Annotated in this window: 23 protein-coding genes; 6 read left to right on the forward strand and 17 right to left on the reverse strand. The window is 61.7% G+C overall.

Annotation, left to right across the window (positions count from 1 at the left end):
- Positions 1 to 31 precede the first annotated feature (31 nt).
- Positions 32 to 1,264, reverse strand: coding sequence for a PrsW family intramembrane metalloprotease (locus tag G6N83_RS02130; protein WP_165138836.1), 1,233 nt, complete (start codon positions 1,262 to 1,264; stop codon positions 32 to 34).
- Positions 1,265 to 1,306: 42 nt separating this feature from the next.
- Here G6N83_RS02130 and G6N83_RS02135 point away from each other — a divergent pair, with 42 nt between their 5' ends.
- Positions 1,307 to 2,170 (forward strand): fumarylacetoacetate hydrolase family protein, encoded by an 864-nt coding sequence (locus G6N83_RS02135; protein ID WP_165138838.1) that lies wholly within the window; start codon positions 1,307 to 1,309, stop codon positions 2,168 to 2,170.
- 29 nt (positions 2,171 to 2,199) lie between these two features.
- Here the strand turns inward: G6N83_RS02135 and G6N83_RS02140 are convergent, their stop codons facing one another.
- The 3 genes from G6N83_RS02140 to G6N83_RS02150 form a co-directional block, all read right to left on the reverse strand.
- Positions 2,200 to 2,505 carry an MptD family putative ECF transporter S component gene (locus tag G6N83_RS02140; RefSeq protein ID WP_165138840.1) on the reverse strand — a complete coding sequence of 102 codons (306 nt, stop codon included), beginning with the start codon at positions 2,503 to 2,505 and terminating at the stop codon, positions 2,200 to 2,202.
- 132 nt (positions 2,506 to 2,637) lie between these two features.
- Positions 2,638 to 4,101 carry an aspartate ammonia-lyase gene (locus tag G6N83_RS02145; RefSeq protein WP_165138842.1) on the reverse strand — a complete coding sequence of 488 codons (1,464 nt, stop codon included), beginning with the start codon at positions 4,099 to 4,101 and terminating at the stop codon, positions 2,638 to 2,640.
- 48 nt (positions 4,102 to 4,149) lie between these two features.
- Positions 4,150 to 5,070 carry a phosphodiesterase gene (locus G6N83_RS02150; RefSeq protein ID WP_165138844.1) on the reverse strand — a complete coding sequence of 307 codons (921 nt, stop codon included), beginning with the start codon at positions 5,068 to 5,070 and terminating at the stop codon, positions 4,150 to 4,152.
- Between the two features lie 82 nt (positions 5,071 to 5,152).
- Between G6N83_RS02150 and G6N83_RS02155 the strand changes: the two genes are divergently transcribed.
- Positions 5,153 to 6,712 carry a molybdopterin-dependent oxidoreductase gene (locus G6N83_RS02155; RefSeq protein WP_165138846.1) on the forward strand — a complete coding sequence of 520 codons (1,560 nt, stop codon included), beginning with the start codon at positions 5,153 to 5,155 and terminating at the stop codon, positions 6,710 to 6,712.
- A 28-nt stretch (positions 6,713 to 6,740) separates the two neighbouring features.
- Here G6N83_RS02155 and G6N83_RS02160 read toward each other — a convergent pair whose 3' ends face one another.
- Both G6N83_RS02160 and G6N83_RS02165 read right to left on the reverse strand, forming a co-directional pair.
- Positions 6,741 to 7,076 (reverse strand): peptidase, encoded by a 336-nt coding sequence (locus G6N83_RS02160; RefSeq protein ID WP_165138848.1) that lies wholly within the window; start codon positions 7,074 to 7,076, stop codon positions 6,741 to 6,743.
- Positions 7,073 to 8,308 (reverse strand): inorganic phosphate transporter, encoded by a 1,236-nt coding sequence (locus tag G6N83_RS02165; RefSeq protein ID WP_165138850.1) that lies wholly within the window; start codon positions 8,306 to 8,308, stop codon positions 7,073 to 7,075. The genes G6N83_RS02160 and G6N83_RS02165 overlap by 4 nt, the downstream gene beginning before the upstream one ends.
- A gap of 183 nt (positions 8,309 to 8,491) precedes the next feature.
- Between G6N83_RS02165 and G6N83_RS02170 the strand changes: the two genes are divergently transcribed.
- On the forward strand, positions 8,492 to 10,645 hold the full coding sequence (locus G6N83_RS02170; protein ID WP_165138852.1) for a S9 family peptidase: 2,154 nt from the start codon (positions 8,492 to 8,494) through the stop codon (positions 10,643 to 10,645).
- Here the strand turns inward: G6N83_RS02170 and G6N83_RS02175 are convergent.
- From G6N83_RS02175 to G6N83_RS02185, 3 genes are all read right to left on the reverse strand, one after another.
- Entirely contained in the window at positions 10,615 to 11,643 is a 1,029-nt protein-coding gene (locus G6N83_RS02175; RefSeq protein ID WP_165138854.1) for a 6-phosphofructokinase, read from the reverse strand. The two genes, G6N83_RS02170 and G6N83_RS02175, sit on opposite strands and share 31 nt — an antisense overlap.
- A gap of 105 nt (positions 11,644 to 11,748) precedes the next feature.
- Positions 11,749 to 13,908, reverse strand: coding sequence for a DEAD/DEAH box helicase (locus G6N83_RS02180; protein WP_165138856.1), 2,160 nt, complete (start codon positions 13,906 to 13,908; stop codon positions 11,749 to 11,751).
- A 182-nt stretch (positions 13,909 to 14,090) separates the two neighbouring features.
- Positions 14,091 to 14,729, reverse strand: a complete 639-nt coding sequence (locus G6N83_RS02185; RefSeq protein ID WP_165138858.1) for a hypothetical protein — start codon at positions 14,727 to 14,729, stop codon at positions 14,091 to 14,093.
- A gap of 85 nt (positions 14,730 to 14,814) precedes the next feature.
- Here G6N83_RS02185 and deoC point away from each other — a divergent pair, with 85 nt between their 5' ends.
- The gene (gene deoC / locus G6N83_RS02190; protein WP_165138860.1) at positions 14,815 to 15,534 is read left to right on the forward strand and encodes a deoxyribose-phosphate aldolase; all 720 of its coding nucleotides are present in this window, start codon (positions 14,815 to 14,817) and stop codon (positions 15,532 to 15,534) included.
- A 4-nt stretch (positions 15,535 to 15,538) separates the two neighbouring features.
- Here the strand turns inward: deoC and G6N83_RS02195 are convergent, their stop codons facing one another.
- From G6N83_RS02195 to truB, 4 genes are read right to left on the reverse strand one after another with little or no spacing between them, the layout of a single operon-like run.
- The gene (locus G6N83_RS02195; RefSeq protein ID WP_165138862.1) at positions 15,539 to 16,498 is read right to left on the reverse strand and encodes a bifunctional riboflavin kinase/FAD synthetase; all 960 of its coding nucleotides are present in this window, start codon (positions 16,496 to 16,498) and stop codon (positions 15,539 to 15,541) included.
- Positions 16,495 to 16,947: a hypothetical protein gene (locus tag G6N83_RS02200; RefSeq protein WP_165138864.1), complete on the reverse strand. Its 453-nt coding sequence runs from the start codon at positions 16,945 to 16,947 to the stop codon at positions 16,495 to 16,497. The genes G6N83_RS02195 and G6N83_RS02200 overlap by 4 nt, the downstream gene beginning before the upstream one ends.
- Before the next feature lie 33 nt (positions 16,948 to 16,980).
- A complete protein-coding gene (locus G6N83_RS02205) occupies positions 16,981 to 17,349 on the reverse strand; it encodes a hypothetical protein (protein WP_165138866.1) in 369 nt (122 codons plus the stop codon).
- Positions 17,346 to 18,242 (reverse strand): tRNA pseudouridine(55) synthase TruB, encoded by an 897-nt coding sequence (gene truB, locus G6N83_RS02210; protein ID WP_165138868.1) that lies wholly within the window; start codon positions 18,240 to 18,242, stop codon positions 17,346 to 17,348. Before truB ends, G6N83_RS02205 begins: the two co-directional genes overlap by 4 nt.
- 119 nt (positions 18,243 to 18,361) lie before the next feature.
- On the opposite strand from truB, the gene G6N83_RS02215 reads away from it, so the two are divergent.
- The gene (locus tag G6N83_RS02215) at positions 18,362 to 19,228 is read left to right on the forward strand and encodes an A/G-specific adenine glycosylase (protein WP_165138870.1); all 867 of its coding nucleotides are present in this window, start codon (positions 18,362 to 18,364) and stop codon (positions 19,226 to 19,228) included.
- Positions 19,229 to 19,231: 3 nt separating this feature from the next.
- Here the strand turns inward: G6N83_RS02215 and rbfA are convergent, their stop codons facing one another.
- The 4 genes from rbfA to nusA all read right to left on the reverse strand — a co-directional run bounded on the left by rbfA (position 19,232) and on the right by nusA (position 23,912).
- Positions 19,232 to 19,657: a 30S ribosome-binding factor RbfA gene (gene rbfA, locus G6N83_RS02220; RefSeq protein WP_165138872.1), complete on the reverse strand. Its 426-nt coding sequence runs from the start codon at positions 19,655 to 19,657 to the stop codon at positions 19,232 to 19,234.
- 93 nt (positions 19,658 to 19,750) lie between these two features.
- Entirely contained in the window at positions 19,751 to 22,558 is a 2,808-nt protein-coding gene (gene infB, locus G6N83_RS02225; RefSeq protein WP_183408436.1) for a translation initiation factor IF-2, read from the reverse strand.
- Positions 22,559 to 22,615: 57 nt separating this feature from the next.
- Positions 22,616 to 22,996, reverse strand: coding sequence for a YlxR family protein (locus tag G6N83_RS02230; RefSeq protein WP_338143806.1), 381 nt, complete (start codon positions 22,994 to 22,996; stop codon positions 22,616 to 22,618).
- Entirely contained in the window at positions 22,923 to 23,912 is a 990-nt protein-coding gene (nusA, locus tag G6N83_RS02235; protein ID WP_165138876.1) for a transcription termination factor NusA, read from the reverse strand. Before nusA ends, G6N83_RS02230 begins: the two co-directional genes overlap by 74 nt.
- A 152-nt stretch (positions 23,913 to 24,064) precedes the next feature.
- Between nusA and G6N83_RS02240 the strand changes: the two genes are divergently transcribed.
- Complete coding sequence (locus tag G6N83_RS02240) at positions 24,065 to 25,561, forward strand: alanine/glycine:cation symporter family protein (RefSeq protein WP_165138878.1); 1,497 nt, start codon at positions 24,065 to 24,067, stop codon at positions 25,559 to 25,561.
- Positions 25,562 to 25,566 lie beyond the last annotated feature (5 nt).

Below are 25,566 nucleotides of genomic sequence, written 5' to 3' on the forward strand. Positions count from 1 at the left end.
GCTTGCATGTTTCAGCGGTATGACGAGTTGCTCACAGGCTAAAGAGAGCCGCTCGCGTCGCGGTCGTTCGTGCCAGCAATGCGCGCTCGTCAGCCTGAGCGTGACTGTCGCGTCCACTCATCGCTCGCTGCCGCGCGGCAGCGAGCGAAGTGGCATCCGCGATGAATCGCTTCATGAGTGGAGTCTTGTCGCCATGCAGCGTCGCAGCCCACGCCAATGCTTTTCGCCGACCGGCCCCGGTCGCGAGCATCTCGACCTCTTCGGGCGTGAACCACCCGGCTTGGGCATACTCACCGAGACGAACCCTCGTGAGGCGGGACTCTGCGCGACGGAGAGCAATGATGCCAACGATGAAGATGACGAACAGCGGAACCTGCACGAGCGCATAAAGCACGAAGAAGTCAAAGAAGACCGCCGATGCGTTCCACAGCGCGTGAAGAAGAGTCGCACCCGCTACTCCCCCCACCCACCAGCGGAACGACTCGGCTGGTCGCGCTGCGCGCCGAGCCGCAATTCCCAGGGCAAGCCCTACGACGCTCGTGAACATCACATGCGCGAATGGAGAAAGAATCCCCCGCATGAAGAAAGTCACGCCCGTCTGGTCGGCACCGCCCGACATGAACGCGACGGCAAAGTACTGAATGTTTTCAGTGAAAGCAAAACCCGCTCCCACCAGGGCGCCATACACGACTCCATCTATGGGCCCGTCGAAGCGGCGACGAAAGATGAAGAAGATCAGCAGAACCCCGAGACCCTTGGCAATCTCCTCAACGACCGGTGCCTGGATGACCGTGGTCAGGGCGACGCCAAGCGCGGAATCATCGCTGCCGAAGACACGGGTGATGACGAAATCGACTCCCAGAGCGATTCCCACGGCTCCCACCGCGCCCCATGCCACTGCGAGCGCCATGATCGCGGGCGGCTCCGGCTCCCAGCGGTCGATGATCCGCACGGCCAAAAAAACTACGGCGAGAGGCACGAGCGCGAGCACCATACCGACGAGCGAAGCCGCGCTCCCCAACGCACTCAGAAAGTAGGCAATCAAGAGCACAAGAACAATCACGAGAGCCCCGACGAGCCAGATCGCAGGTCTCAGCCCGCCTCGTGGTGGTTGCTGCGCTGGAATCGGCGAGAGCGGCACATCCGCCGCAGGAACGGTCACGACGATGTCCTGCTGCGGTTCTGCGCGCAACTCCGAAAAGGATGGCGGAGTCAAGCTGGGCCTCGGTCGTCGGGGACGCTCGTCGTCAGACGGGAAAGTCATAGCATCCAGCCTAAGAGTGCTCGCTGGCGCTAGCGTGGACCTATGCGCTTTGCCCATGTCTTCGGTGAAACGGCGACGACGCCGGAACTAGTACTCGTCGATGATGAGGGTGCGACGTTTGTCGGTGACCTTTTTGCTGGAGCGCCACGCGTACTCGAGGATCTCATCGCGGGCGGTGAAGATCTGCTGCAACGAGTTGCCGATGCGGCGCCCGGTGCAAACCGACATGCCCTGGCCGACTTCGCGTTTGGTTCCGTGGTGCTTTCTCCCCCGGTCATCCTCGCGATCGGTCTCAACTATTCCGCACACTCCGGAGAGCTCGGCCTCAAAACGGATGCTACGCCCACGGTATTCACCCTCTGGCCCAACTCCCTCGCCGCGCACGGTGGCACGACATCGTGGCCTCGAACACTGAGCGAGTCGATCGACTACGAGGCCGAACTCGGCGTCATCATCGGCGCAGCGGCCAAAGACGTGACCGAAGAAGAAGCGCTCGATCATGTGTGGGGATACACAGTCGTGAACGACATCACGGCCCGGGACATCCAGTTCTCGGAAGCACAGTGGTCTCGATGCAAATCTTTCGACGGTTTCACCCCAACTGGGCCCTTCGTCGTTACGGCCGACGAGATTCCCGACCCGCAAGATCTGCACATCTGGGCGGTCGTCGACGGACAGACCGTGCAAGACGCATCAACCGGGCAAATGATCCGGGGTGTGGCGACACTGATCTCTCATCTATCCCGATCGGTCACTTTGCTGCCGGGAACACTGATTTCGACGGGCAGCCCGGGCGGCGCCGGATACTCGCGCGACCCCCAGATTTTTCTGCGAGACCGCTCCTCCGTCACCGTGGGCGTCGATGGCATAGGCGAGCTAACGACAAACTGCCGCGTCCTCGACTGAGAACGCGGCAGTTTGAAGGCGCGAACGGGTTAGTTGCAGACCAGTTCTACGGTCTGTCCGCTGATTTCGTGGGTACCGGTTCCGTACTGGGCACAAAGGTCTGCGTACGCGCCGCCTACCGTCGCAATCACGACGATCACGACAACGACGCCGAGCACCATCAGGACGGCACTGATGATGATTGCGGCGAGCGCAAAGCTGTTCTTTTGTCCTGCTTTTCGGCTCTGCACGAGCGCGATAATGCCGAGGACGAGGGCGACGAGCTGGACGAAGAACGCCAGGATGAACGCGACAATGCCCATGGTGCGCCCGGGGCGCTCGGTCGAAGGTGCCACCGGGGGCGGCGGAGCGTTGTAGGCGGACGGTTGAGGGCGGGGTCAGTCATGATCTCTCCTCGAGCTGTGGGACGAACGTAATGAACGCTAGCGGTGCGGATGCCTCGGCCACAATCACGCCACGGGCTTTCGTCATTCTGCCGCGGTGTCGACGGTCGGAGCGATGATCGGGATTGCCATAGTCATCGCTTGCAACCCAGAGAGCCGGGCTGGCGACAGCTGCTTTGCAACCTCGTCACGCGACATGAGCCCGGCCTCGATGACGAGGTCTCCGACATTGCGCCCCGTCAGCAGTGCAGTTTTCGCGAGAGCGGCCGCAGCTGCGTATCCGATGAACGGTGTCAGCGCCGTAATCACTCCGACCGAGGAGCCAACCATCGCTCCCAGTCGGTCACGGTTGGCGGTTATGCCATCGATGCAGTTGACGCGAAGAGTCCATGTCGCCTGGCGCATCCACGTGATCGACTGAAAAATAGAGTGCGCAATCACGGGCTCAAATGCATTGAGTTGGAGCTGCCCTGACTCAACAGCCATCGTCACCGTGGTGTCCGCCCCGGCGACGGCAAACGCAACCTGGTTCACGACCTCGGGGATCACCGGATTCACCTTGCCTGGCATGATCGATGATCCCGCCTGGCGTGCAGGCAGATTGATTTCGCCGAGGCCGGCCTGCGGTCCGCTGGAAAGCAACCGCAAATCGTTGCAGATCTTGGACAACTTGATGGCGTTGCGTTTCAAAGAGGCCGAGAACGACATGAACGAACCGGTGTCACTTGTCGATTCGACGAGGTCGCTTGCCGTTTCGAGGTCGAGACCCGTAATGGAGCGCAGATGACCGAGTACGGCCGCTCCGTACCCCCTGTGTGTCGTAATGCCGGTTCCAATCGCCGTGGCACCCATATTGATCTCCGCGAGGAGAAACGCATTTTCGCGAAGACGATTCTCGTCCGCGCCGAGCGTCGTAGCGAAACCGTGAAACTCCTGGCCAAGTGTCATCGGTACGGCATCTTGCAACTGCGTGCGTCCGACTTTCAAGACATCGTGAAACTCAACAGCTTTCGCGCTGAATGATCGGCGCAAGAGCGCGAGCTCGGACAGCAAGCTCTGGAGAGTAAGCGAGAGCCCCACTTTGATCGCCGTAGGATAGACGTCGTTGGTGGACTGGCTTCGATTCGTGTGATCGATTGGCGACAGAAAGTCATAGTCACCCTTCTCGCGACCAGCGATCTCGAGCGCGATGTTCGTGATCACTTCGTTTGCATTCATATTGGTCGAGGTACCGGCACCTCCCTGAATGACTCCAACGACGAATTGGTCGTGGTGATGCCCATCGATCACTCGCTGCGCGGCTCGATCGATGAGATCGGCTTTCTCGGGCGAGACGACGCCGATGTCACGGTTCGCCCTGGCTGACGCCTGCTTCACCATCGCAAGTGCGACGATGAGGTCGGGATACACCGAGATGGGTCGCTTACTGATCGGAAAGTTCTCAAGGGCACGCGCGGTGTGTATCCCCCAATACGCATCGGCGGGGATTTCCAACGAGCCAAGCGAGTCAGTTTCCGTGCGTGTACGCGACGTTGCGCCCGAAGCCATGTGGTGTCCTTTTGGGTCACAGAATGAGCAGAATAACTCCGAGCCTAGTCATCGCGCGGGTTTCCGCGAGAAGAGATTCAGTCGCTCCTCCGGCGTCCGCGCCGCCATCCGCTCGACCCACTCAGCCGAGAAAGTTTCGGCGGTTTCAGCATCGACAACCGGCACGACACCATGAGTAATGGTGTCGTCATAGACATGCACCAGTTGAAACGACTGCGCAGCATCCATTCCGCCCACAGTGACCGCCGGTCGTGCGAGGTTCATGGTGTAGCACGTGGCTGAAGCAACGCTCACGGGAACACCCGCGAACATGCCACTCGTCGAATAGTGCAAGTGACCGGCCAGGATGCCGCGCACATCGCTTCCCGCGATGATCTCTGCCAATCGGCCCTGATCACGAAGTTCCAGAATGTCGAAAAACGGAATGTGGGACGGCAGCGGCGGGTGATGCATGGCGAGAAGCGTGCCGAGCGGAGCAGGAGTGGAGAGCACATCGCGGAGCCAGTCCAGCTGTTCTGCATCGAGGTCGCCGTGGTGCCAGCCCGGCACCGAGGTGTCGAGCGCGATCAGTCTGAGACCGTTGAGATCCCGGAGCTGAGTAATGGGCGACGCATCTTCGGGCGCGCGTTGTGCGTCGAACATCTCGGCACGAAGGGGCCCGCGCTCGTCGTGATTGCCCGCGACCCAGATGACCGGCGCCCCCAGTCGCTCTGCTACCGGCTCTACGATCTCTCGCAGCGCCCGATAGGCCTCCGGCTCACCGAGGTCGGTGAGGTCGCCGGTGAAGACAATCGCGTCGGGTGCGATCTGCAGCGACTCGACCGCCGCAAGTGTGCGGCGAAGATTGTTGGCAGTGTCGTATCGACCACCAAGCGGCTCGTTGCCTGCCAGAAAGTGAGTGTCGCTCACGTGCACGAGAACGCGTTGCGCGGGCGGGTATTGGCCGAATCGCGGACTTATTTCCGACATGCTTTTCAGCCTACGTGGCCCCACCCCCATCCGAATGGGCGACCGCGCCGAACAACTCGTGACGACGACGAGAGGCATCACCATGACTTCCCCACACAAGGCACGGTTCGTATGGCTTGCCACGCTCAGCGGCGTAGTCGCTGCAGCAGTTTTTCTCGCCGCGGCTGAGCTCGTCGCCCTCGCATTTAGCGCTTCGGCCAGCCCGCTGCTCGCTGTCGGAGGATTCGTGATCGATGTCGTGCCGCGACCGCTGAAAGAACTTGCCATCTCGACCTTCGGATCGTTCGATAAAGTCGCTCTTTTGCTGGGACTCGGCCTTGCCGTCGCTGTTGCGGCAGCGCTCGCCGGCATCCTTCAGTACAAGCGCCCGCCACTGGGTCATGTGCTCTTGGGAATTGCGGCGGTGCTCGCGGGGGCTGCAGTTCTCACGCGCGCTGGGTCACAGCCGCTCGCACTTCTGGCCCCGGCGGCAGGTCTTGCCGCCGCTATCGTCGTCTTGGAAATTCTCACTCGCCGTTTAAGGGCGTGGCACGATTCGCAAACTCACAACCCCGATGATGCGGACACAACGAAGCCGAGTCGCCGCCGCTTCTTGGTGTTCGCCGGCATCTCAGCCCTCGGCGCTGTCGTCGTCGGGGTCGGTGCACGCGCCATTTCCGCAGCCACTTCATCGGTTGATGCGCTCCGCCAGGGGCTCTCACTTCCCGACCCGAAATCACGCGTGGCGGTTCCGGACGGCGCCGAACTCGATATCGACGGTCTGTCGTCGCTGTATACGTCGAACGCGGACTTCTACCGGGTCGATACCGCACTCACTGTTCCAAGTGTTGATCCGTCGACGTGGCGGCTGGTCATCGAGGGGTTGGTGGGCGAGCGAGTGGAACTGAGCTTCGATGATCTCATTGGCATGGGACTCGACGAGTACTCGATAACCCTGACTTGCGTTTCGAACGAAGTGGGTGGCAACCTCGTCGGATCGGCAAAGTGGCTGGGAGTCCCCGTCCGCGATGTGCTCGCCAAGGCTGCACCCTCTGCCGACGCGGACATGGTGCTCTCTCGTAGCGCCGACGGCTACACCGCCAGCACTCCCCTCGATGCGCTCACCGACGGCAACCGCGATGCTATCCTCGCCGTCGCGATGAACGGCGAACCGCTACCCGCCGAGCACGGCTTCCCGGTGCGAATGGTTGTCCCCGGTCTCTACGGGTATGTGTCCGCCACGAAGTGGTTGACGGATCTCACCGTCACTCGTTTCGACAAGGACGAGGCGTACTGGACCCCGCGCGGCTACGATGCCAAGGCTCCGATCAAGATGTCTTCTCGTATCGACACTCCGCGACCGGATGGCGCCGTCGCCGCCGGATCTATCCCGATCGCTGGTGTCGCGTGGGCACAGCACATCGGGATCTCGCGGGTCGAGGTTTCGATCGATAACGGCGACTGGGTGGCGGCAACCCTTTCGAACCCTGTCAATTCCGATACGTGGGTGCAGTGGTACGTCGACTGGGATGCCGCCCCGGGTACTCACTACCTTGCGGTGCGAGCTATCGACGCTGATGGTCAGATCCAGACCGAGGAACGCGCCCCCATCGCACCCAATGGCTCGAGCGGATGGCAGCGCACCCTCGTGACGGTCAAGTAGACCGTCGCGGTTAGAGCGGCGCAGCGGGTCAGTGACCTACCACGATGAGTGCGAGTCCTGCGAGAACCGCGAAGCCTGACATCGCGAAGGATGCGTATGCGAAGACGAGTGCGGTTGATCTCTGACGCGCGGTGAGCGGGCTCTTTTTAGCGGCCTTCGCCGCGGCCTTCTCGGCGCGAGCGATCTCTTTCGGCTTCAGCACTGTGATCGCGTCAGTAAAATCCGCTGGTGCGACAACCGGTGCTTTGCCTGCCCGCACCAGAAGCCGCAGCCCGAGCGCATAAAAACCTACGACCAATGTCGCGCCGAGGAGCGCAGCTACGAAAACCTGCGCGAATGCGAGCCAGTCGATGGCGATGTTCACGAAGGATCACCTCCGTTGTGGTCCGGGTCAGTCTTCTTCTGGCGAGCAGCGCGCTGGCGTCGCGTCAACGGCGGATTCTTTTTGACCTTAACGGCATGGCCGGAGTCGGCAACTTCGCTCATCGCGTTGTCTGCGTTCACGGTGTCACGACGTGAACGCAAGAAAAGCGCCAGCACCACGACGACGGCGGCAACAGCATCGACGGCAATTCCCCACCCGCCCCAGAGGACTACCAGCCACGCGGCGAATGCGCCTACTGCGCCGGCAGCCGGGAGTGTGAGTAACCATCCGACGGCGATTCGCCCGACTGTGCGCCAACGAACGAGCGAGCCGCGCCTTCCAAGACCGGACCCGATGACTGATCCCGAGGCAACTTGAGTCGTCGACAGTGCAAAGCCGAGCGCGCTCGAGGCCAAAATCGTCGAGGCTGTCGATGTCTCGGCCGCAAAGCCCTGCGCAGGCTTCACGTCAGTGAGCCCCTTCCCGAGCGTGCGAATGATTCGCCACCCACCCATGTAAGTGCCCAGCGCAATGGTCAACCCGCACGCGAGGATCACCCACAACTGTGGGTCGGCATCCGCAGAGTTCTGCCAACCCGCCATGATCAGTGCGAGCGTGATCACGCCCATTGTCTTCTGGGCATCGTTGGTGCCGTGAGCGAGCGCTACCAAAGACGACGTGAAAATCTGCCCCCAGCGGAAGCCATCTCGTCCGTCAGGCTTCTTGTCGTGGCGACGGGTGACGGCGTACGCCAAGCGGGTCGTGAGGAAAGCGATGAGCCCGGCAGTGAAGGGAGCGATAACGGCGGGAAGGATCACCTTGCTCATGACGACGCCGAAATCGATGGCCATCACACCAACGCCGACCAGCGTCGCTCCGATGAGGCCGCCGAACAGCGCGTGCGACGAGCTGGATGGCAGCCCCAAAAGCCACGTGAGCATGTTCCACGTAATGGCACCGATCAGACCCGCAAAAATCAGCGGCAAAAAGAGCTCCGGAGTGATCTGGTCTTCACGAATGATCCCGTGAGAAATCGTCTTCGACACTTCCGTAGACAAAAAAGCACCCACGAGGTTGAGCCCTGCCGCCAGAGCGACTGCGACTTTGGGTTTTAGCGCACCTGTGGCGATGGGCGTAGCCATCGCGTTGGCGGTGTCGTGAAAACCGTTCGTGAAGTCAAAAAAAAGCGCAAGGCCAATGACCAGAACGACAATGATTACTGCGGTTTCCACCGTTCGCTTTCCGTAGATGCCAGGCAAGAGATGCCGAGTGATTCGGCAGCGCGAACGGACAGTTCACCGTGGGTTCATGATGTGTTCATGTGACCCTGGGAAATCTTTCCACCGTGGCTCGCCTCGGTCAAGCTGGAGGGCCCAGGCGGACGAGTATCAACGCCGCTCGGTTAGCGTTGATCTATGACTTCGAACGATTCCGCTCACGCGCCATCTGCCCCAGTAGCATCCCGCGTTCCTCTCATCAGGCTGCACCACGATGACGAAGTCAGTGACAGCTACGAATGGCTGCGATCCAAAGACGATCCGACAGTTCGCGCTCACCTCGAGGCAGAGAATGAGTACACATCGGCGCGAATGGCTCACCTCTCGCCAATGCAGGAGCGAATCTATCAAGAGATAAAGAGCCGCACACTCGAAACCGACCTCTCTCTGCCCGTGCGAAGGGGCGAGTGGTGGTATTACGGACGCACAGTCGAAGGCAAGCAGTACGGTATCCAGTGTCGTGCGCCGCTTGCGTCCGCCGATGATTGGACCCCACCAGTACTCTCCCCCGACGTCGACGTTCCCGGTGAAGAGGTTTTGCTCGATGGGAACGTCGAAGCTGACGGCGAAGAATTCTTCTCGTTGGGAAGCTTCGAAGTCTCAAACGACGGCAATCTGCTTCTCTACGGTGTCGATACCGAAGGGGATGAGCGGTACACACTTCGCGTGCGCGATCTGCGAACCGGCGAGAACATCGCCGAAGAAATTCCCGGCACTTCCGCGGGAGCAAACTTTTCACCGGACGCCCGCTTCATCGTGTACTCGACGGTCGACGATGCCTGGCGCCCCGACACCGTATGGCTGCACGAGATGGGCGCCGACGTCGCCTCAGACGTCAAACTCTTTCACGAGCCCGACGATCGCTACTGGGTCGGCGCCGGGTTCACCCGGAGCGACAAATACCTTGTCATTGGCATCGGCTCCTCGATCACATCAGAAGAGTGGTTGATCGACGCGGACGATCTGCGCTCCGAACCTCGGGTGGTGTGGCCACGCCGCGAAGGGATCGAGTACGACAGCGATCACGCAGTTGTCGACGGCGAGGACGTCCTGTACATCCTGCATAACGATAAGGCTCTCGACTTTGAACTCGTCAAGGTGTCAGCGGCCGATCCTCTCGGTCAACGGCAGACGGTGCTGGCCCACGAGCCAGGGCGGCGCCTACTCGGCGTCTCGACCTTTCGCGACTGGGCCGTCGTCGGATACCGCCGTGCCGGCCTTCCGCGACTCGGGCTGCTGGATTACGCAACGAGCGCTGTAAAAGAGCTGCTATTCGACGAGCCGCTTTATGCCGCCGGCGCTGGGTCAAACCCGGAATGGGCACCGCCCCTCCTTCGCATCGGATTCACGTCTTTCATTACACCGAGCACAGTCTTCGACTATGTGATTGATTCAGGCGAGCTGCTACCGCGCAAGCAGCAGGTCGTGCTGGGCGACTTCGACTCAGCTGACTACGCGCAGGAGCGGGTATGGGTTACGGCCGCAGACGGCGCGAAGATTCCGATGTCGCTCGTCTGGAAGCGTTCGTTCGGTGACGCCGGAGAAAGCCCCCGTCCCGTGCACCTGTACGGGTACGGATCCTATGAGCACTCGATAGACCCGGGCTTCTCGATCGCTCGACTTTCGATGCTCGACCGAGGCGTCATTTTCGCCGTCGCGCATGTTCGCGGTGGTGGCGAAATGGGACGTCAGTGGTACGAAGACGGCAAGCTGCTCGCCAAGCGCAATACCTTTACAGACTTCGTCGAGTGCGCACGATTCCTCGTGGATGCTGGTTACACCACTCCCGCTCAGTTGGTCGCTGAGGGCGGATCGGCCGGCGGACTGCTGATGGGAGCCGTGGCCAACCTCGCGCCAGAGCTCTTCGCCGGAATCTTGGCGGATGTACCATTTGTCGACGCGCTGACGACGATTCTTGATCCCTCGCTTCCGCTGACAGTGATCGAGTGGGATGAATGGGGAGACCCAGTGCACAACGCCGATGTCTACGAATACATGAAGTCGTATTCGCCCTACGAGAACGTGCGCGACGGAGTCGACTATCCGCGAATTCTCGCGGTCACGTCACTCAACGACACCCGCGTGCTGTACGTCGAGCCTGCGAAATGGGTCGCGAGACTTCGTGAAGTCGGTGCTGACGCACTCCTGAAGTGCGAGATGGTCGCCGGACACGGTGGCGTCAGTGGTCGTTACAACGCGTGGCGCGAACGCGCCGGCGAACTCGCCTGGCTTCTCGATGTCGTCGGTATCGCCGACGAGGATCAGCCGAAAAGAGCCGCTGCCTCTTCGTAGCGGTACTGCGGCACCGTGTTGAGCTCGCCGAGCGCTTCCGCGAACGGCACACGCACGATATCGGTGCCGCGTAGCGCCACCATCTGGCCCCAGGAGCCCTCAACGACCGCATCGGCGGCGTGGAGACCAAGCCGGGTTGCGAGTACGCGGTCAAAACCTGACGGCGAGCCACCGCGCTGAATATGGCCGAGCACGGTTGCACGTGTCTCAACACCGGTGATCCGTTCGATCTCAGGAGCCAGCACTTCGCTGATACCACCCAAGCGAGGGCGGTTATAGGCGTCGAGACCCTTGTCACTGAATGCTTCGTCCATGCCGGTGATGGTGAATCCCTCTGACACCACTACGAGTGGTGCCCGACCGCGGTCATGTGCACTCGTGACCTGCTCGCAAATTTCGTCGATCGACATCGGAACTTCTGGGATGCAGATGACGTGAGCACCGGAGGCGATACCCGCGTGCAACGCGATCCAGCCAACGTGACGTCCCATGACCTCGGCCACCATGCATCGTTGGTGCGAGTCACCAGTGGTGCGAAGGCGATCCATCGCATCGGTGGCGATGTTCACTGCGGTATCGAAGCCGAACGAGTAGTCGGTGGCTCGCAGGTCGTTGTCGATCGTCTTCGGTACACCAATGACGTTAATACCGTCGTTCGCGAGGCGGTTCGCAGCAGCGAGAGTACCTTCCCCACCGATCGCCAAAATGGCATCGATTCGGTGCCCGTACATCGTTTTGGCGATGTTCTCAGCGCCGCCGCGTGGACCTTCATAAGGGTTTGTGCGGCTAGTCCCGAGGATCGTTCCGCCGACCTTTGAGAGCCCTTTGACCTCGTGACGGGTGAGCGGGAAAAAGTCACCATCGACAAGTCCCCGCCATCCGTCGCGGATCCCTACGAACTCGAGGTCGTAGTTTGTCGTGCCTTTGAGCACAACGCCGCGGATAACCGCGTTCAGTCCGGGGCAGTCGCCCCCGCTGGTGAGGATGCCGATCTTCATGGCGTGAATCCTTGCTGTCGGGTGGAAAAGCATGGCGACGCTGCCACCACGACACTATCGCCGGATGCCGAGCGGTGCCACTGGGGAGGACCGTGGCTAATACAATTATCCGCCGAGCGCGCGGCGAGTGAGGTGCATCAAAGCTGACAACTGCACCGAGTCGCTCGATGCCGGATCAACGGCTTCGCCATCGAGAGCTCGGGCGGCGAGGCCCTGCTTCGAGTCGATGAGCTCGGCGATCTTCGTGTCGATTGTGTGCGCCGCGATTATGCGCCAGGCGGTCACCGGCTCATCCTGACCGATGCGGTGCACGCGGTCGATGGCCTGCGTTTGCTCAGCCGCCGTCCAGCTCAGTTCGGCGAGGACCACGTTGGAGGCAACCTGCAGGTTGACACCGACGCCGGCTGCGGTCAGCGAACAAACTGCTACGCCGACCGTCGGGTCGTTGTTGAACGCGTCGATCGCGCCTTGACGCACAGCTGTTGTTTGCTCACCGCGAATCGAGACACTCTTCATGCCTGCTGCAGCGAAGTGGGCTTCGGCCGCATCCATCACATCGATGTGCTTGGCGAAGAAAACGACCTTGCCGACCGAACGCTGCAATTGGGCCGCGTAATCAGCCGCGAGTACCGCCTTGGCCTGCCCGATACGGCGCACCATGCTGAAGACGTTTTCTGAACCTGTGCCAGAAGCCTTCGACTCCTCAAGCTCATTGTGAGCGACCAAGCGCACGATATCTTCGTCGATCTCGCCGGGAGCGAGACCTCGATCACCACGTGCTTCGATAATGCGTCGATAGCGTGCCGCAAGACGCTCACCGAGCTCACGTTCTGCCTGGCGGATAGAGCGACCGAAGTCATCATCAAGTTGCACGGGCAGATCGGCGACGAGCTTATCCGGCAGGTCCGCCGCGACGTCTTTCTTCTTCCGCCGCACAATTCCCATCGAGATGACTGCCTCGCGAGCCTCGGGATAGAAAGCTTTGTCCGCGGGAGTAAGTCCTGTGGCGTCCAGCTTTTCCATCAGCTCCGCACCCGGCTTTTCACCGTTCGTCCACCCCAGAAAACGCCAGATTGCGTCAAAATCTTCAACGTCGTTGATAAGCGGTGTCCCGGTCAGCGCGAGCAAAAGCGGGTCGCGCACCTGTTCCCGGATGCGCGCCGCCAGTGCAAGCACGTTCTTGGAGCGCTGTGAGGTGAGGTTCTTGATGAAGTGAGCTTCGTCCACAACCAGCCCCTTGAGCCCCAGTGAGGACAGCCAAGAGAGGTGCCGATCGAGAATCTCGTAGTTGACGATGAAGACATCGGCGAAAGCGTCGATGGTCTCGCCGTCGCCCTGGATGACCGTCGCGCGGCGATGAGGAGTCCAGCGTTCGACTTCGCGTGCCCAGTTCATCTTCACGACGTTCGGAACAACTGCCAGCAAGGGGTACGCGTCGGCGACGGATGCCGCAAGCACAGATTCTGCAGTCTTACCAAGGCCGGGCTCGTCGGCGAGGAGAAAAGCCCTGTGGCCCTCACGCACAGCTTCGAGGAATCGTGACTGGTGTGGCATCACGTCGAGGCCCTTGGGCGAGAGCCGGTCGTACTCGGGCACTTCAGGAAGGGGCATCGTTGCCGCTGTTCCGCCAGCGCCCATCTCGAAAGCTTTGTACAGGGGGCCCATGAGTTCCCACCCGTCGAGCCTGCGACGCGGCGCATCCTTCGGAGCGCGCGGAGTCAGGTCGGGAGCAAGGAAAGGATTCGACATCTGCCGAAGCTCGACCTGCGGGGGCCTGACCTGACGTTCGGCGAGCGCGGCAGGAACAACCTCGGTCGGTGCGGGAGCGGCATCCGTGATGATCAACTCATCGGGAGCAAGCTCCGCACCTGACTCGAGGAGCCAGTCACGGCGCATCCGCCGGGCGACCGGTGAGGCAGCGTGATCGACTTCGAGAAGCTGGATGAGGGAAGTGTCGCGCGCAGCGGTCTTCGCCAGGATTGTCGCGACGCCATCGAGCCTTTTGAGCAGCTCGGCCCGCGCGGAGTCAGTGATCTCGCTGTCGGCTTTGACGCGGGCGCGCTCTTCGCGCACCAAGAATGCGATGACCTGAAATTTCACACGGTTGGTCGGTCCGAGTTTTCCACGCTGTGCTTTTGCCTCGACCTCCCGCACCTTGCGAGCAAGGATGGGGATCAGCGGAGCTTCTTCGTCACGACGATTCGTCGACGAAGAACGCCGACGACGCGGCGAAGAGTTCTGGGTGGCGGTTGCCGTGGACGGCATGCTCCTCCTGAGCGTCAATACCGGCGCGACTGCAGATTTCGGTCGCACCGAATGTCCGGGATCCTGCGGGCGGCGCAAATGCTGAGGCCGGCAGGGGCGGAAGATCGCGATGTGGCCACAAGCTCACGAGACGACTCATGGTCGTCGCGATGTTCCCCACGCACAGTCTAGGGCATGCGAGGTCAGGGCCACAGCGTCGTTGCAATGTCTTCCGTGTAACCGTCGGGAAGCGCGCCGACCCATGATGTGGAAACCCAGCCATTTGCCCGCAGAAAGTGACTTTCGCCGCGCGCGACAGTGTTGCCATCGAGGTCGACGACTTCAGACTGCGCGGAGCACAGTGTTCCGCCTGCAGTCTCACTGCAGGTCAGACCCGCGGAGGTGAGCGCATCAACAACTGTCGCGTTTTGTTCAGCCGAGACGATAGAGACGTTCGTAGCGAGACCGAGCGTACCGGGACCGCCCCACGTGCAGCGGAGCGTCGGCACCCCCGAATCGAGGATCTCCAGCGCCGGGACAATCTGAGTTGAGTACAGATCGACTTCACTGTCGTTCAGAGGAGGCAGGTCCGACTGAAGCGTTGCAAGCATTGGGGCTGAGTACAGCGCCTCACATGACTCGGGCAGCGCCACATCGTCGGTCGGATTTGAATTCGACGGCGTTGGAGAGCTCGTCGGCGTCGCAGCATCCCCCGACGGTGATGCGGAAGCTGATGCAGACGCGGATGGCTCAGGCGCACACGCGGTGGCGACCGCTGGCACGGCGGCCACAATAACGACTGCCGCTGCTATACGAACGAGCGATTGAATCTGGAACGACATCGAAACCTCCGAATGGGAACACTCGGAGCCTAATCGGCATCGCGGCAGTGCGACGAAGGCAACGCCGCGGGCCTACGCTTGTTCTATGCCTTCGCTCCCCTCTGAAGCGGCTGTCGCCGCGATGATCGATCACGCAATCCTGAAGCCCGAGTTCACACGTGCCGACGTCGACGTCGAGCTCGATATCGCCGCCGAGTGGCGTGTATTCAGCGTGTGTGTGCGCCCGTCTGATATTTCCCACGCAGTGGAGCGCCTCGCAGGCACCGAAGTCGCCGTCGGCACTGTCATCGGCTTCCCTCATGGCACCACCTCAACTGCTGCCAAGGTTGCCGAGGTGCGTCAAGCTATCGCTGACGGAGCGGCCGAGGTCGACATGGTCGTCAACATAGGCGCGCTGCGCTCAGGTTTCGACGATGCGGTCGTCGCCGATATTCGAGCGGTGAAGGACGCAGCTGGCGACCACATCACGAAAGTGATCCTCGAGACGAGTCTCCTCGATGATGAGCAGATCGCCCGTGGCAGTCGGCTCGTTGAAGCGGGCGGTGCTGATTTCGTGAAGACCTCAACAGGATTCGCGGGCGGCGGTGCAACTGTGCCGGACGTGGCCCTCATGCACGCAAATGTCTCCAGCGCGATCGCTGTCAAGGCTTCAGGTGGCGTACGGGGCCTCAGTACGGCGCTCGAAATGATCGAAGCCGGCGCAACCCGCTTGGGGACAAGCGCGAGCGCGACAATTCTCGGCGAGTTGCGCGCTTTGCACGCGGGTGAAGCCATCAGCGGAATTACCGACGAATCTTCCTACTGACTTCTTAGCTCAGCGCCGAACGGACGTGGGAAACGTCTTTCGTCATCTGCTCAATGAGTGCTTCGATCCCATTGAAAGCGATCATTCCGCGGACCCGCTCGACAAACTGCACCTCAACGCGGTGACCATAAAGATCTAGATCAGTTTCGTCGAGAACGTACGCCTCGACCTGACGCTTGTGTACGTCATCGAATGTCGGGTTCGTGCCGACGCTGATAGCTGCGGGGTATCGAGTGCCACTTCGCAGCCCGTCGGCCGACCCTTCGTCGACAAGCCATCCCGCGTACACGCCGTCTGCCGGCACGAAGCCCTCAAGTTCGGGCGACAGGTTCGCCGTCGGAAAGCCAAGCTCTCGACCGCGCTTCAGCCCGTGAACCACCTCGCCCCATACGGATGCTGGGCGCCCTAGAAGTTTCGCCGCATCCGTCACGTCACCCTCGGCCAGAAGCTCGCGAATCCAGGTTGAGGACACCCGGCGATCGACGTCGATCGCTCGAACGTCTTCAACGACATCAACGCGGAAACCGAACTCCTCACCGAGCTGCGCGAGGACTTCAGGCGTTCCTGCTCCCCCACGTCCGAATCGAAAGTCCTGGCCGACAAGCACAGTACGCGTGCGAAGCGGCTGCACCAGCACACGCTCGACGAACTCGCGCGGCTCCCACTCAGCGAGTTCCTCATCGAAGGTCAACATGAGCGTCGCGTCCACTCCGGTTTCAGCCAGCTGCTGAATTTTTTGCGTCACACCCGAGACGTCGCGCGGGCAAAGATCGGGACGCAAGAGACTCAGCGGATTGCGGTCGAACGTCACAGCAACCACCTTGCGATGGGCAGAAGCGGCGTCTACTCGCGCACGCTCGATAACGGCCCTGTGACCGGCGTGCACACCATCGAATTTTCCGATGGCAACGACTGACGGACCAAAATCGACGGGAATCTCCGAGGGGTCGCGAAAAAGAATCATCCGCGCACCGCAGCAGCGGGCTCAGCATCCGTCGTCAGCGCGACCGTAGGACGATGCGTAGCCAACCACCATAGGCCGAAAAACGGCAACACCAACGGGATGAACAGATAACCACTACCGAAGACGGACCAAACTGTCGGGTGGTTGAAAAGCTCCGGAAGAAAGATGCTGAGGGTTCCCACCACGATGACGCCCACCAGCTCGAACACGATTGCCGTCCACGCCACGCGGTACCACCCACGAGAGCCCGCGAAAACGAGGGCTAGAGTCGCAACGATGTACACAACAGCGGCGAGGGCTGACAGCGTGTAGGCCAAAGGGGCATCCGAATACGCGCGCACGATCTGCACGAAGGACCTACCGGTAGCGGCGAGAGCCATGATCGCGTAAACGACCACGAGAACTCGGCCAATGCCAGTCATGCGGCGGGGACGGATGGGGTCTGTCATAGCTTCACTATTCTAGGTGCGGCAGCGAGAGGATCACGCGAGTTGCACAGTCCAGATGGCGTGCATTCGCCAGAGCATGATCGCGACAGCGACGGCTGCGATTCCCATGATCACGGTGCTCCATCGGCTCCGTTCGATGAGAGCCCACGCAACACCGGCAGGCGGCAGGATCACGGCAGATACGAGATACACCCAGTACTCGAGCAGGCTTCCAGTTGGCGGGTTACCGGCGGCTGGAGAGACCAGTGCGACCACGACTTGAGCGATCAACAACACTTCGACGAGAGCAAGCGAACCCACCGAAAGGTCGCTGGGTCGCCGCCCCACCAGCCCCAGAACGACGCAGAGCACGGCAGCGGCTGAGGCGATGACGACCTGCGTGAGCGTGAACCACAGGATCATGCGTTGTCCCCGGTCGGCATGTTCATGGCACTCTTCAAATCTTTACCGCGCGCCTCGACGATCCCGATGAGAGCCCCGTCAGGATCGACTGCCGCAGCGCGAGCTGAGGCTAGTCGCCCAGCAGCGCCGGTGATGCGCTTTCCGTCGCGAAGATCTCGAGCTTCGTCGGCGTCAACGTCAACTCTGCCGAGCACCTTTGCCGCGGCTGTGGGGGCATCGATGAGAGCAACGTCGACGAGGTCATCAGCTCCCGGCGCGCCGTCAACAACGAACGGCCCGATACGTGTGCGCCGAAGTGTCGTCAGATGACCGCCGACACCGAGTCGTTCGCCGAGGTCGCGCGCGAGAGCTCGCACGTACGTGCCGCTTGAGCAGTCAACGACAACACCGACCTCAACGACGGTCTCCCCGGTCCGAATTGACGTCACATCGAACCGCGACACCGTCACCGGTCGCGCGGCGAGCGTGATCTCTTCGCCAGCGCGGACACGATCGTATGCGCGCCGCCCATCGACCTTGATCGCGGAAACCTTGCTCGGGACCTGAGAAATATCTCCCGTCAGTTCCGCGATGCCCGCAGTGATCTCATCGATGTCGAGAGACGTGGCATCCGTCGTTTCGATCACCACACCGTCGGCGTCATCACTGTCTGTGCTCACGCCGAGGCGGATGGTTGCTTCATAGGTCTTGTCGAGCCCAACGATAAAGGTCAGCAGTCGTGTGGCGGGGCCGACACCGAGCACGAGCAGCCCGGTTGCCATCGGATCAAGCGTGCCGGCGTGACCGACCTTGCGCATATTCAGCGCCTTACGTGTGCGCGAAACGACGTCGTGGCTTGTGATTCCGGTGGGTTTGTCGACCAGCAAGATGCCAGAGGCAGAGGTCGTCACCATCCCTCCAGCCTACGACTCTCAACCACCTATCGGTATCGGAGCGCGAAGAACCAGCGTGCGGGTGTGAGCTCCTCCGCCAGGCGCATCTCCTCCCCCCGGTCGCGGCGTAGGCTGATCCGGTGTCAGATCTGGCGACGCCCCTCATCGCGTGGTACCGCGAGACAGCTCGAGATCTCCCCTGGCGTGATCCCGATTTCGGCGCGTGGGGAATTCTCGTCAGCGAATTTATGCTGCAGCAAACGCCAGTTGCGCGCGTGATTCCGCGACTCGAGGCATGGTTGGAACGGTGGCCGACGCCGGCAGCGCTCGCGAAAGCCTCCCCTGGAGCCGCCGTCGAGCAGTGGGCGAACCTTGGCTATCCGAGACGTGCACTCTGGCTGCACCGTGCGGCAGTTCAAATCGCGGAACAGCATGGTGGGGTTGTTCCACGCGACGTCGATTCACTGCTCGCACTAACGGGAGTCGGCGACTACACGGCGCGCGCAGTCGCTGTATTCGCTTACGGCGACCGGCATCCTGTCGTCGATACGAACACACGCCGCGTGCTCGCTCGATCACTCGACGGGCAGTCGCAGCCCGGGCCGCCTTCGCCGAACGACCTTGCAGCGATGGCCGAGGTGTTGCCACGTGACGAAGAACCTGCCGCAGTTTTCAACGCCGCGGCAATGGAGCTCGGAGCTGTGGTGTGCACCGCGCGCGCGGCGAAATGCGAATCATGCCCGATCGCGCATATCTGCGCCTGGCGAAACGCTGGTTACCCAGACACCGGGGACCGCCGACGCCGGCAAGCGGCCTACGCCGGTAGCGACCGGCAGGCTCGTGGAGCCGTGCTCCAGCATCTGAGGGCAGCATCGTCACACGAGTCAGCGATCGAAACCGTTGCAGCGATGTGGCCCGATGCGCTGCAGCGGGACCGAGCAATCGACTCACTCATCGCGGACGGACTTGCTGAAGCGTCGGATGGGATGCTTCGGCTCCCCCGTTAGTTTCTATTCTTCTTCGCGCGGCTTGACGTAGGGGTCAGCATCGCCCGCGTAGGTGGCACTCGATGCAAGGCCCGCAACGCTCTCGTCGCGCTCGCGCGCTTCGCGAAGAAGCTCTGCGATGTGGTCAGCGTTCTCCGGAATTGCATCCGGGATGAACTCGAGCGTGGGGGTGAGTCGCACGCCGAGCTGGCGACCAACATCGCTCCGCAACAAGCCCGTCGCAGCCTTCAGCGCCGCAGCAGAGTCGTTTCGCTCCTGCTCGTTGCCGAGCACTGTGAAGAAGACCGATGCGTGCTGCAGGTCACCGGTCACACGAACATCTGTGATGGTGACGAATCCGAGTCTTGGGTCACGGAGGCCCTTTTCAAGGCGCTCCGCAATGAGAACACGGATGCGGTCGGCCATTCTGGCTTGACGTTCACTGCCCATCTTCGTTCCTTCTTTCTCTCCCCGCAGGAAGATACCTCGATGCCGGGCGCTTCCCACTTTTCAGTGGAGAACGCCCGGCATCTGAAGGTGTTCTTAGCCGCGAGGCTTTTCGACGAGTTCGGTGGTTTCGATCTCGTCGCCGATCTGAATGTCGTTGAACTTACCGAGGCCGATACCGGCTTCGTAGTCAGTCCGAACTTCGGTGACGTCGTCCTTGAAGCGACGCAACGACTCGATGGCGAGGCCATCGGCGAGAACGACGCCGTCGCGGATGACGCGTGCCTTTGCGTTTCGTGTGATCGTGCCACTTCGAACAACAACACCGGCGATGTTTCCGAACTTGGAGGAACGGAACACCTCGCGGATCTCGGCAACGCCGGAACGAACCTCTTCGTATTCCGGCTTGAGGAGACCCTTGAGTGACTGCTCAACGTCATCGATCGCGTTGTAGATGACCGAGTAGAAGCGCGTGTCGACGCCCTCACGGGAGGCACGTTCGCGAGCCTTCGCGTCGGGACGCACGTTGAATCCGATGATGATCGCGTTGTCGATCGTCGCCAGGTTCACGTCAGACTCGGTGATCGCACCCACACCGCGGTGGATGATGCGCAGCTGCACACTGTCATCAACCTCGATCTTGAGGAGCGACTCTTCGAGCGCTTCAACAGCACCGGAAACGTCACCCTTGATGATGAGGTTGAGCGACTCGACCTTGCCCTCTTGCAGCGCACGGGTGAAGTCCTCGAGCGAGATACGCTTGCGCGCCTTGGCGAGCTGAGCGTTGCGCTCCGCCGCTTCACGCTTTTCAGCGATCTGGCGGGCGAGTCGGTCTTCTTCCGTCACGATGAACGTGTCGCCGGCGCGAGGCACAGAGTTGAGACCCTGCACCTGAACCGGACGAGAAGGCCATGCTTCCTGTACAGCGTCACCGTTCTCATCGACCATGGCACGCACGCGCCCATAGGCGGTGCCAGCAACGATCGCGTCTCCAACGCGGAGAGTTCCCGACTGGATGAGCACTGTTGCTACCGAACCGCGGCCCTTGTCGAGCTTGGCTTCGATTGCGACGCCACGGGCTGCCTTGTTCGGGTTGGCCGTGAGGTCAAGACCCGCGTCAGCAACGAGGAGGACTGCGTCAAGCAGGTCCTGGATTCCGATGTTCTGGCGCGCCGACACGTCGACGAACATGACGTCGCCGCCGTACTCCTCCGACACGAGACCGTATTCGGTGAGCTGCTGGCGAACCTTGGCGGGGTTGGCGTCTGGCTTGTCAACCTTGTTGACCGCGACGACTACCGGAACACCGGCGGCCTGAGCGTGGTTGAGCGCCTCAACCGTCTGGGGCATGATGCCGTCATCGGCTGCTACCACGAGGATTGCGAGGTCAGTGACCTGCGCGCCTCGAGCACGCATAGCGGTGAACGCCTCGTGACCGGGGGTGTCGATGAACGTGATCGCGCGTTCGTGGCCATCGTGCTCGGTCCACACCTGGTAGGCACCAATGTGCTGCGTGATGCCACCCGCTTCGCCGCCAACAACGTTGGTCTGACGAATCGCGTCGAGAAGTCGCGTCTTACCGTGGTCAACGTGACCCATGACGGTGACAACGGGAGGACGGATTTCGAGATCGCTCTCGTCTTCTGCCTCAAGCTCGGCCTCAAGGTCGAGACCGAAGCCTTCGAGAAGCTCCTTGTCTTCGTCCTCGGGCGAAACCATCTGAATCTTGTATCCAAGTTCTTCGCCGAGCACCTCGAAGGTTGCCTCGTCAAGTGACTCGGTGGCCGTAGCCATCTCACCAAGGTTGAAGAGAATCGTTACGAGCGTTCCCGGCTGAACCGTGTAGCCCGTGATCGACTCGATCTTGTCGGCGAAGTCAGAAATGGATGCTCCGCGACGCATCCGGATCGTCTGGCCATTGCCCTTCTGGACGTTGACGCCACCAACGATCGGTGCGGACCGCATTTCAAACTCTTGGCGCTTCGCCCGACGCGACTTACGCTGCTTCGACTTTCCGCCGCCCTTACCGAAGGCACCAGCGGTACCACCGCCGGGGCCACGACCCCGACCGCCGCCACCACCGGGACGACCACCGAAACCGCCGGGTGCCGGAGCACCACCGGGACGACCACCGAAACCGCCGCCAGCGCCACCGCCGCCACCGGGGCGACCTGCGCCACCGGGACGCTGCTGGAACGGCGCGCCACCGCGACCGCCGCCACCACCGGGGCGACCCGCGCCGCCGGGACGCGGTGCGCCGGGGCGAGGAGCGCCGGGGCGAGGAGCCTGCGGACGCGGAATGTTGCCGGGAGACGGGCGCTGACCCATACCCTGCGCCGAAGCGAAGGGATTGTTACCGGGACGAGGACCAGACGGACGCTGGCCCATACCCTGCGCCGAAGCGAAGGGGTTGTTCCCCGGACGCGACGAGCCACCGGGACGCGGCGGCTGGGGTGTAGCGCCTCCGTTGCCTGGCTTGGGGGCGGCAGATGTCTTCTCAGCCGCGGGAGCTTCGGATGCGGCCGGAGCCGTAGCCTCGGGTGCGCTTGCCGCAGGCGCTGCGGGAGCCTCTGGCTCCGGCGCGGCCTTGGCGGGCTCGACCGGTCCTGGCTTTGGGCCGGGGGTTGCCGCAGCGGGGCGAGCGGGCCCGGGACGAGCCGACGAGCGGGCGGGAGTTCCGCTGCCCGCAGGCTTTGACGAGCTCGGGGTCTTTGCCGGAGCCGGTGCAGCGGGCTTTGATGCACCCTCTGCTTCGAGAGCTGCCCGGAGCTTTCGAGCTACCGGGGGCTCGATAGTTGAGGAAGGGCTCTTGACGAATTCGCCAAGTTCCTTCAGCTTCGCAAGCGCGACTTTGCTGTCAACGCCGAGCTCCGAAGCGATTTCGTGCACGCGTGGTTTTGCCACAATTCTCCTGTCTGAGGCCTACCCCAGACAGGGCAGACCGTTAAATGCGGACGGGTCTCATTTCGAGCCGTTCACTTCTTGTCCATAGCCGTTCAGCCGTTTCTCGATGGTCTGCGTGTCAAGCGGGCCTGACACACGCAATGCCCGTACGAACGCGCGGCGCCGAAGAGCGGCATCCACGCACTTGTGTGTCTCGTGTACCCACGCACCGCGACCCGGCATTGTCGCGCGCTCATCTGGGATGATGTTCGCTTCGACTGCCACCACTCTCAAGAGGGTGGACCGGGGCGCACGCGTGCGACAACCGACGCACATTCGTACTGGGTTCATCGTACACCTCGCAACTGGGCGAGCGCCCCGTCGCCTAACCCTCTTCGAGAATACTGTCGGGCTGAATGTCGATCTTGGCCCCGGTGAGCTTGGCGGCAAGACGCGCATTTTGGCCTTCTTTTCCGATCGCCAACGAGAGCTGGTAGTCGGGAACGAGGGCGCGCACGGCCTTGGTGTTGGCATCGAGAATGAAGCTCGATGTCACCTTCGCGGGCGAAAGTGCGTTGGCGACGAAGGGAGCAAGCTCGGCGTCATAGTCGACGATGTCGATCTTTTCGCCACCCAGCTCTTCGGTGACGGCACGCACACGCCGACCCATTTCGCCGATACACGCCCCCTTGGCATTAACCGACGGATCGCTTGCACGCACCGCCATCTTCGTGCGATGGCCCGCTTCCCGTGCCAATGCGACGATCTCAACGAGACCAGAGGCGATTTCGGGAACCTCGAGCGCGAACAGTTTCCGTACCAGCCCGGGGTGCGTACGAGACACAGTGATCGAGGGGCCTTTTGCGCCCTTCGAAACGGAAGTGACATAGACGCGAAGGCGCGTACCGTGCGGATAGAGCTCGCCCGGGACCTGCTCTTCGGGCGGAAGAATTGCTTCGACTGTTCCCAGGTCAACGTGGATCATCCGCGGGTTCGGACCCTGCTGGATCATGCCGGCGACGATATCGCCTTCTTTGCCACGAAATTCTCCGAGCACTGCGTCGTCGGCAATATCACGCAAACGCTGACCGATGACCTGCTTGGCGGCGAACGCCGCGATACGACCGAAGTCGTCGGGCGTGCTCTCTTCCTCACCGATGACAGCACCCTCTTCGTCAAGAAGGGGAATCATCACAGCGACATGTCCGGTCTTGCGGTCGAGTTCCGCGCGTGCACCTGAAGGCAGCTCGCCGGTGGGCGACGTGTGCTTCGCATACGCAGTCAGAATCGCCTGTTCGATGATTCGAGCGAGTTCGTCGAAGGGAATTTCCTTCTCCCGCTCGACCGTGCGCAGCAGTCCGAGATCGATATCCACGGGGGCCTCCATATTTAGCTCTCGCCGGCAACGCCGACATCCCCACAACGATACCGGATGCGGGCTGGATGCCAACCGGCATCGCCACGAAACAACATCACCCCGCAAAGTCGCGCTGGTGAAACAGGGCGGTTGCTCTCCATACTGGTGCGATGGATGCTGCGAATGATTTTCTGTTGACGTGGGGCGATTACCTCTGGACCTGGCTCGTTCTCCCCGTGCTTGTCGTGCTGGGGCTCTACTTCACCGCGCGGTCGGGCGTCGTGCAGTTCCGACTCATACCCGAGATGTTTCGCACGCTCACCGATAAAACACCGCAGACGACCGACGGTAAGCCGCAGTCGGTTTCCGCATTCCAGGCCTTCACGATTTCGGCAGCGTCTCGCGTCGGTGTCGGCAACATCGCGGGTGTCGGTACCGCTATCGCCATGGGCGGCCCGGGCGCGATCTTCTGGATGTGGCTCATGGCGTTCGTCGGTGGAGCATCGAGCTTCATCGAATCCTCGCTCGCTCAGCTCTTCAAGATCCGCGACAAAGACGGCTTTCGCGGTGGCCCGGCGTACTACATGCAGCGTGGATTGAAAGCGCGCTGGATGGGGATCGTCTTCGCAATTGTCCTGATCATCTGTTTCCCCTTCGCATTCAGCTCACTGCAGGCAAACACGATCGCCGCGACCGTCACGAGCACTCTCAATACCGAGCTTTCGTGGCTACCCTGGGCCATCGGCATCGCCGTCGCCCTTCTGACAGCACTCGTGGTGTTCGGCGGCGTGCGCCGCATCGCCTCGGTCACACAGACGCTCGTACCACTGATGGCGCTGGGATATCTCTTGCTCGGCCTCATCGTCGTGGGCATGAACATCACTCGACTTCCCGAGGTTTTCACCGCCATCTTCACGCAGGCATTCGGCTACAACGAAGTTCTCAGCGCCGCGTTCGGCTACATCGTGTTGACCGGGGTAAAGCGCGGGATGTTCTCGAACGAAGCGGGGCTTGGGTCCGCACCTAACGCGGGCGCAAGCGCCGCAGTGACCCACCCGGTCAAGCAGGGCCTCGTGCAAACACTTGGCGTCTACTTCGACACCTTCCTCGTCTGCACGATCACGGCGTTCATTATTTTGATCTCGCAGCCTGATCTTGCTTCCGCGGAACGTGGAATCGGGCTCACCCAGGGAGCGCTCACCGGAATGCTCGGGGACTGGGCCGGGATCGCGCTGAGCGTCATCATTTTCCTGCTCGCGTTTTCATCAATTCTCGGAAATTACTACTACGGCGAATCGAACATCGAATTCATCACCGGTTCGCGACCAGTCCTTGCCGCCTACCGCATCCTGGTGGTACTTGCCGTACTTGCAGGATCCGTAGCATCCGCCGATCTTGTCTGGAACTTCGCTGACGGCGTGATGGGTCTCATGGCGCTCATCAACCTAATTGCCATCGCGCTGCTGTCGGGTGTGGCGTTCCGACTCCTCAAGGACTACACGGCACAGCGGCGGGCGGGCCGCGACCCGGTCTTCACCCGAGATCTCCTTCCCGGCGTCACCGGCATCGAATGCTGGGAAGACGAACTCACCGTCACGGGTCCAATCGACGTCAACGTTCAAAAGCACCAGGCGGAAAAGCACCGCGATCACCTGCACGATCACTAGGCGAA

Origin of the sequence: Microbacterium endophyticum, assembly GCF_011047135.1 — a bacterium.
Taxonomy (GTDB): Bacteria; Actinomycetota; Actinomycetes; order Actinomycetales; family Microbacteriaceae; genus Microbacterium; species Microbacterium endophyticum.

What these genes read in the sequence shown, in the direction of transcription:
- G6N83_RS02240 (WP_165138878.1), top strand. Translation starts at nt 24,065, where the DNA reads ATGGATGCTGCGAATGATTTTCTGTTGACGTGGGGCGATTACCTCTGG.
- G6N83_RS02155 (WP_165138846.1), top strand. Translation starts at nt 5,153, where the DNA reads ATGACTTCCCCACACAAGGCACGGTTCGTATGGCTTGCCACGCTCAGC.
- G6N83_RS02150 (WP_165138844.1), bottom strand. Translation starts at nt 5,070, where the DNA reads ATGTCGGAAATAAGTCCGCGATTCGGCCAATACCCGCCCGCGCAACGC.
- deoC (WP_165138860.1), top strand. Translation starts at nt 14,815, where the DNA reads ATGCCTTCGCTCCCCTCTGAAGCGGCTGTCGCCGCGATGATCGATCAC.
- G6N83_RS02200 (WP_165138864.1), bottom strand. Translation starts at nt 16,947, where the DNA reads ATGACAGACCCCATCCGTCCCCGCCGCATGACTGGCATTGGCCGAGTT.
- G6N83_RS02205 (WP_165138866.1), bottom strand. Translation starts at nt 17,349, where the DNA reads ATGATCCTGTGGTTCACGCTCACGCAGGTCGTCATCGCCTCAGCCGCT.
- truB (WP_165138868.1), bottom strand. Translation starts at nt 18,242, where the DNA reads ATGGTGACGACCTCTGCCTCTGGCATCTTGCTGGTCGACAAACCCACC.
- G6N83_RS02130 (WP_165138836.1), bottom strand. Translation starts at nt 1,264, where the DNA reads ATGACTTTCCCGTCTGACGACGAGCGTCCCCGACGACCGAGGCCCAGC.
- G6N83_RS02230 (WP_338143806.1), bottom strand. Translation starts at nt 22,996, where the DNA reads ATGCGCGTCTTGCCGCCAAGCTCACCGGGGCCAAGATCGACATTCAGC.
- G6N83_RS02170 (WP_165138852.1), top strand. Translation starts at nt 8,492, where the DNA reads ATGACTTCGAACGATTCCGCTCACGCGCCATCTGCCCCAGTAGCATCC.
- G6N83_RS02195 (WP_165138862.1), bottom strand. Translation starts at nt 16,498, where the DNA reads ATGATTCTTTTTCGCGACCCCTCGGAGATTCCCGTCGATTTTGGTCCG.
- G6N83_RS02145 (WP_165138842.1), bottom strand. Translation starts at nt 4,101, where the DNA reads ATGGCTTCGGGCGCAACGTCGCGTACACGCACGGAAACTGACTCGCTT.
- G6N83_RS02135 (WP_165138838.1), top strand. Translation starts at nt 1,307, where the DNA reads ATGCGCTTTGCCCATGTCTTCGGTGAAACGGCGACGACGCCGGAACTA.
- G6N83_RS02180 (WP_165138856.1), bottom strand. Translation starts at nt 13,908, where the DNA reads ATGCCGTCCACGGCAACCGCCACCCAGAACTCTTCGCCGCGTCGTCGG.
- rbfA (WP_165138872.1), bottom strand. Translation starts at nt 19,657, where the DNA reads ATGGGCAGTGAACGTCAAGCCAGAATGGCCGACCGCATCCGTGTTCTC.
- G6N83_RS02175 (WP_165138854.1), bottom strand. Translation starts at nt 11,643, where the DNA reads ATGAAGATCGGCATCCTCACCAGCGGGGGCGACTGCCCCGGACTGAAC.
- G6N83_RS02185 (WP_165138858.1), bottom strand. Translation starts at nt 14,729, where the DNA reads ATGTCGTTCCAGATTCAATCGCTCGTTCGTATAGCAGCGGCAGTCGTT.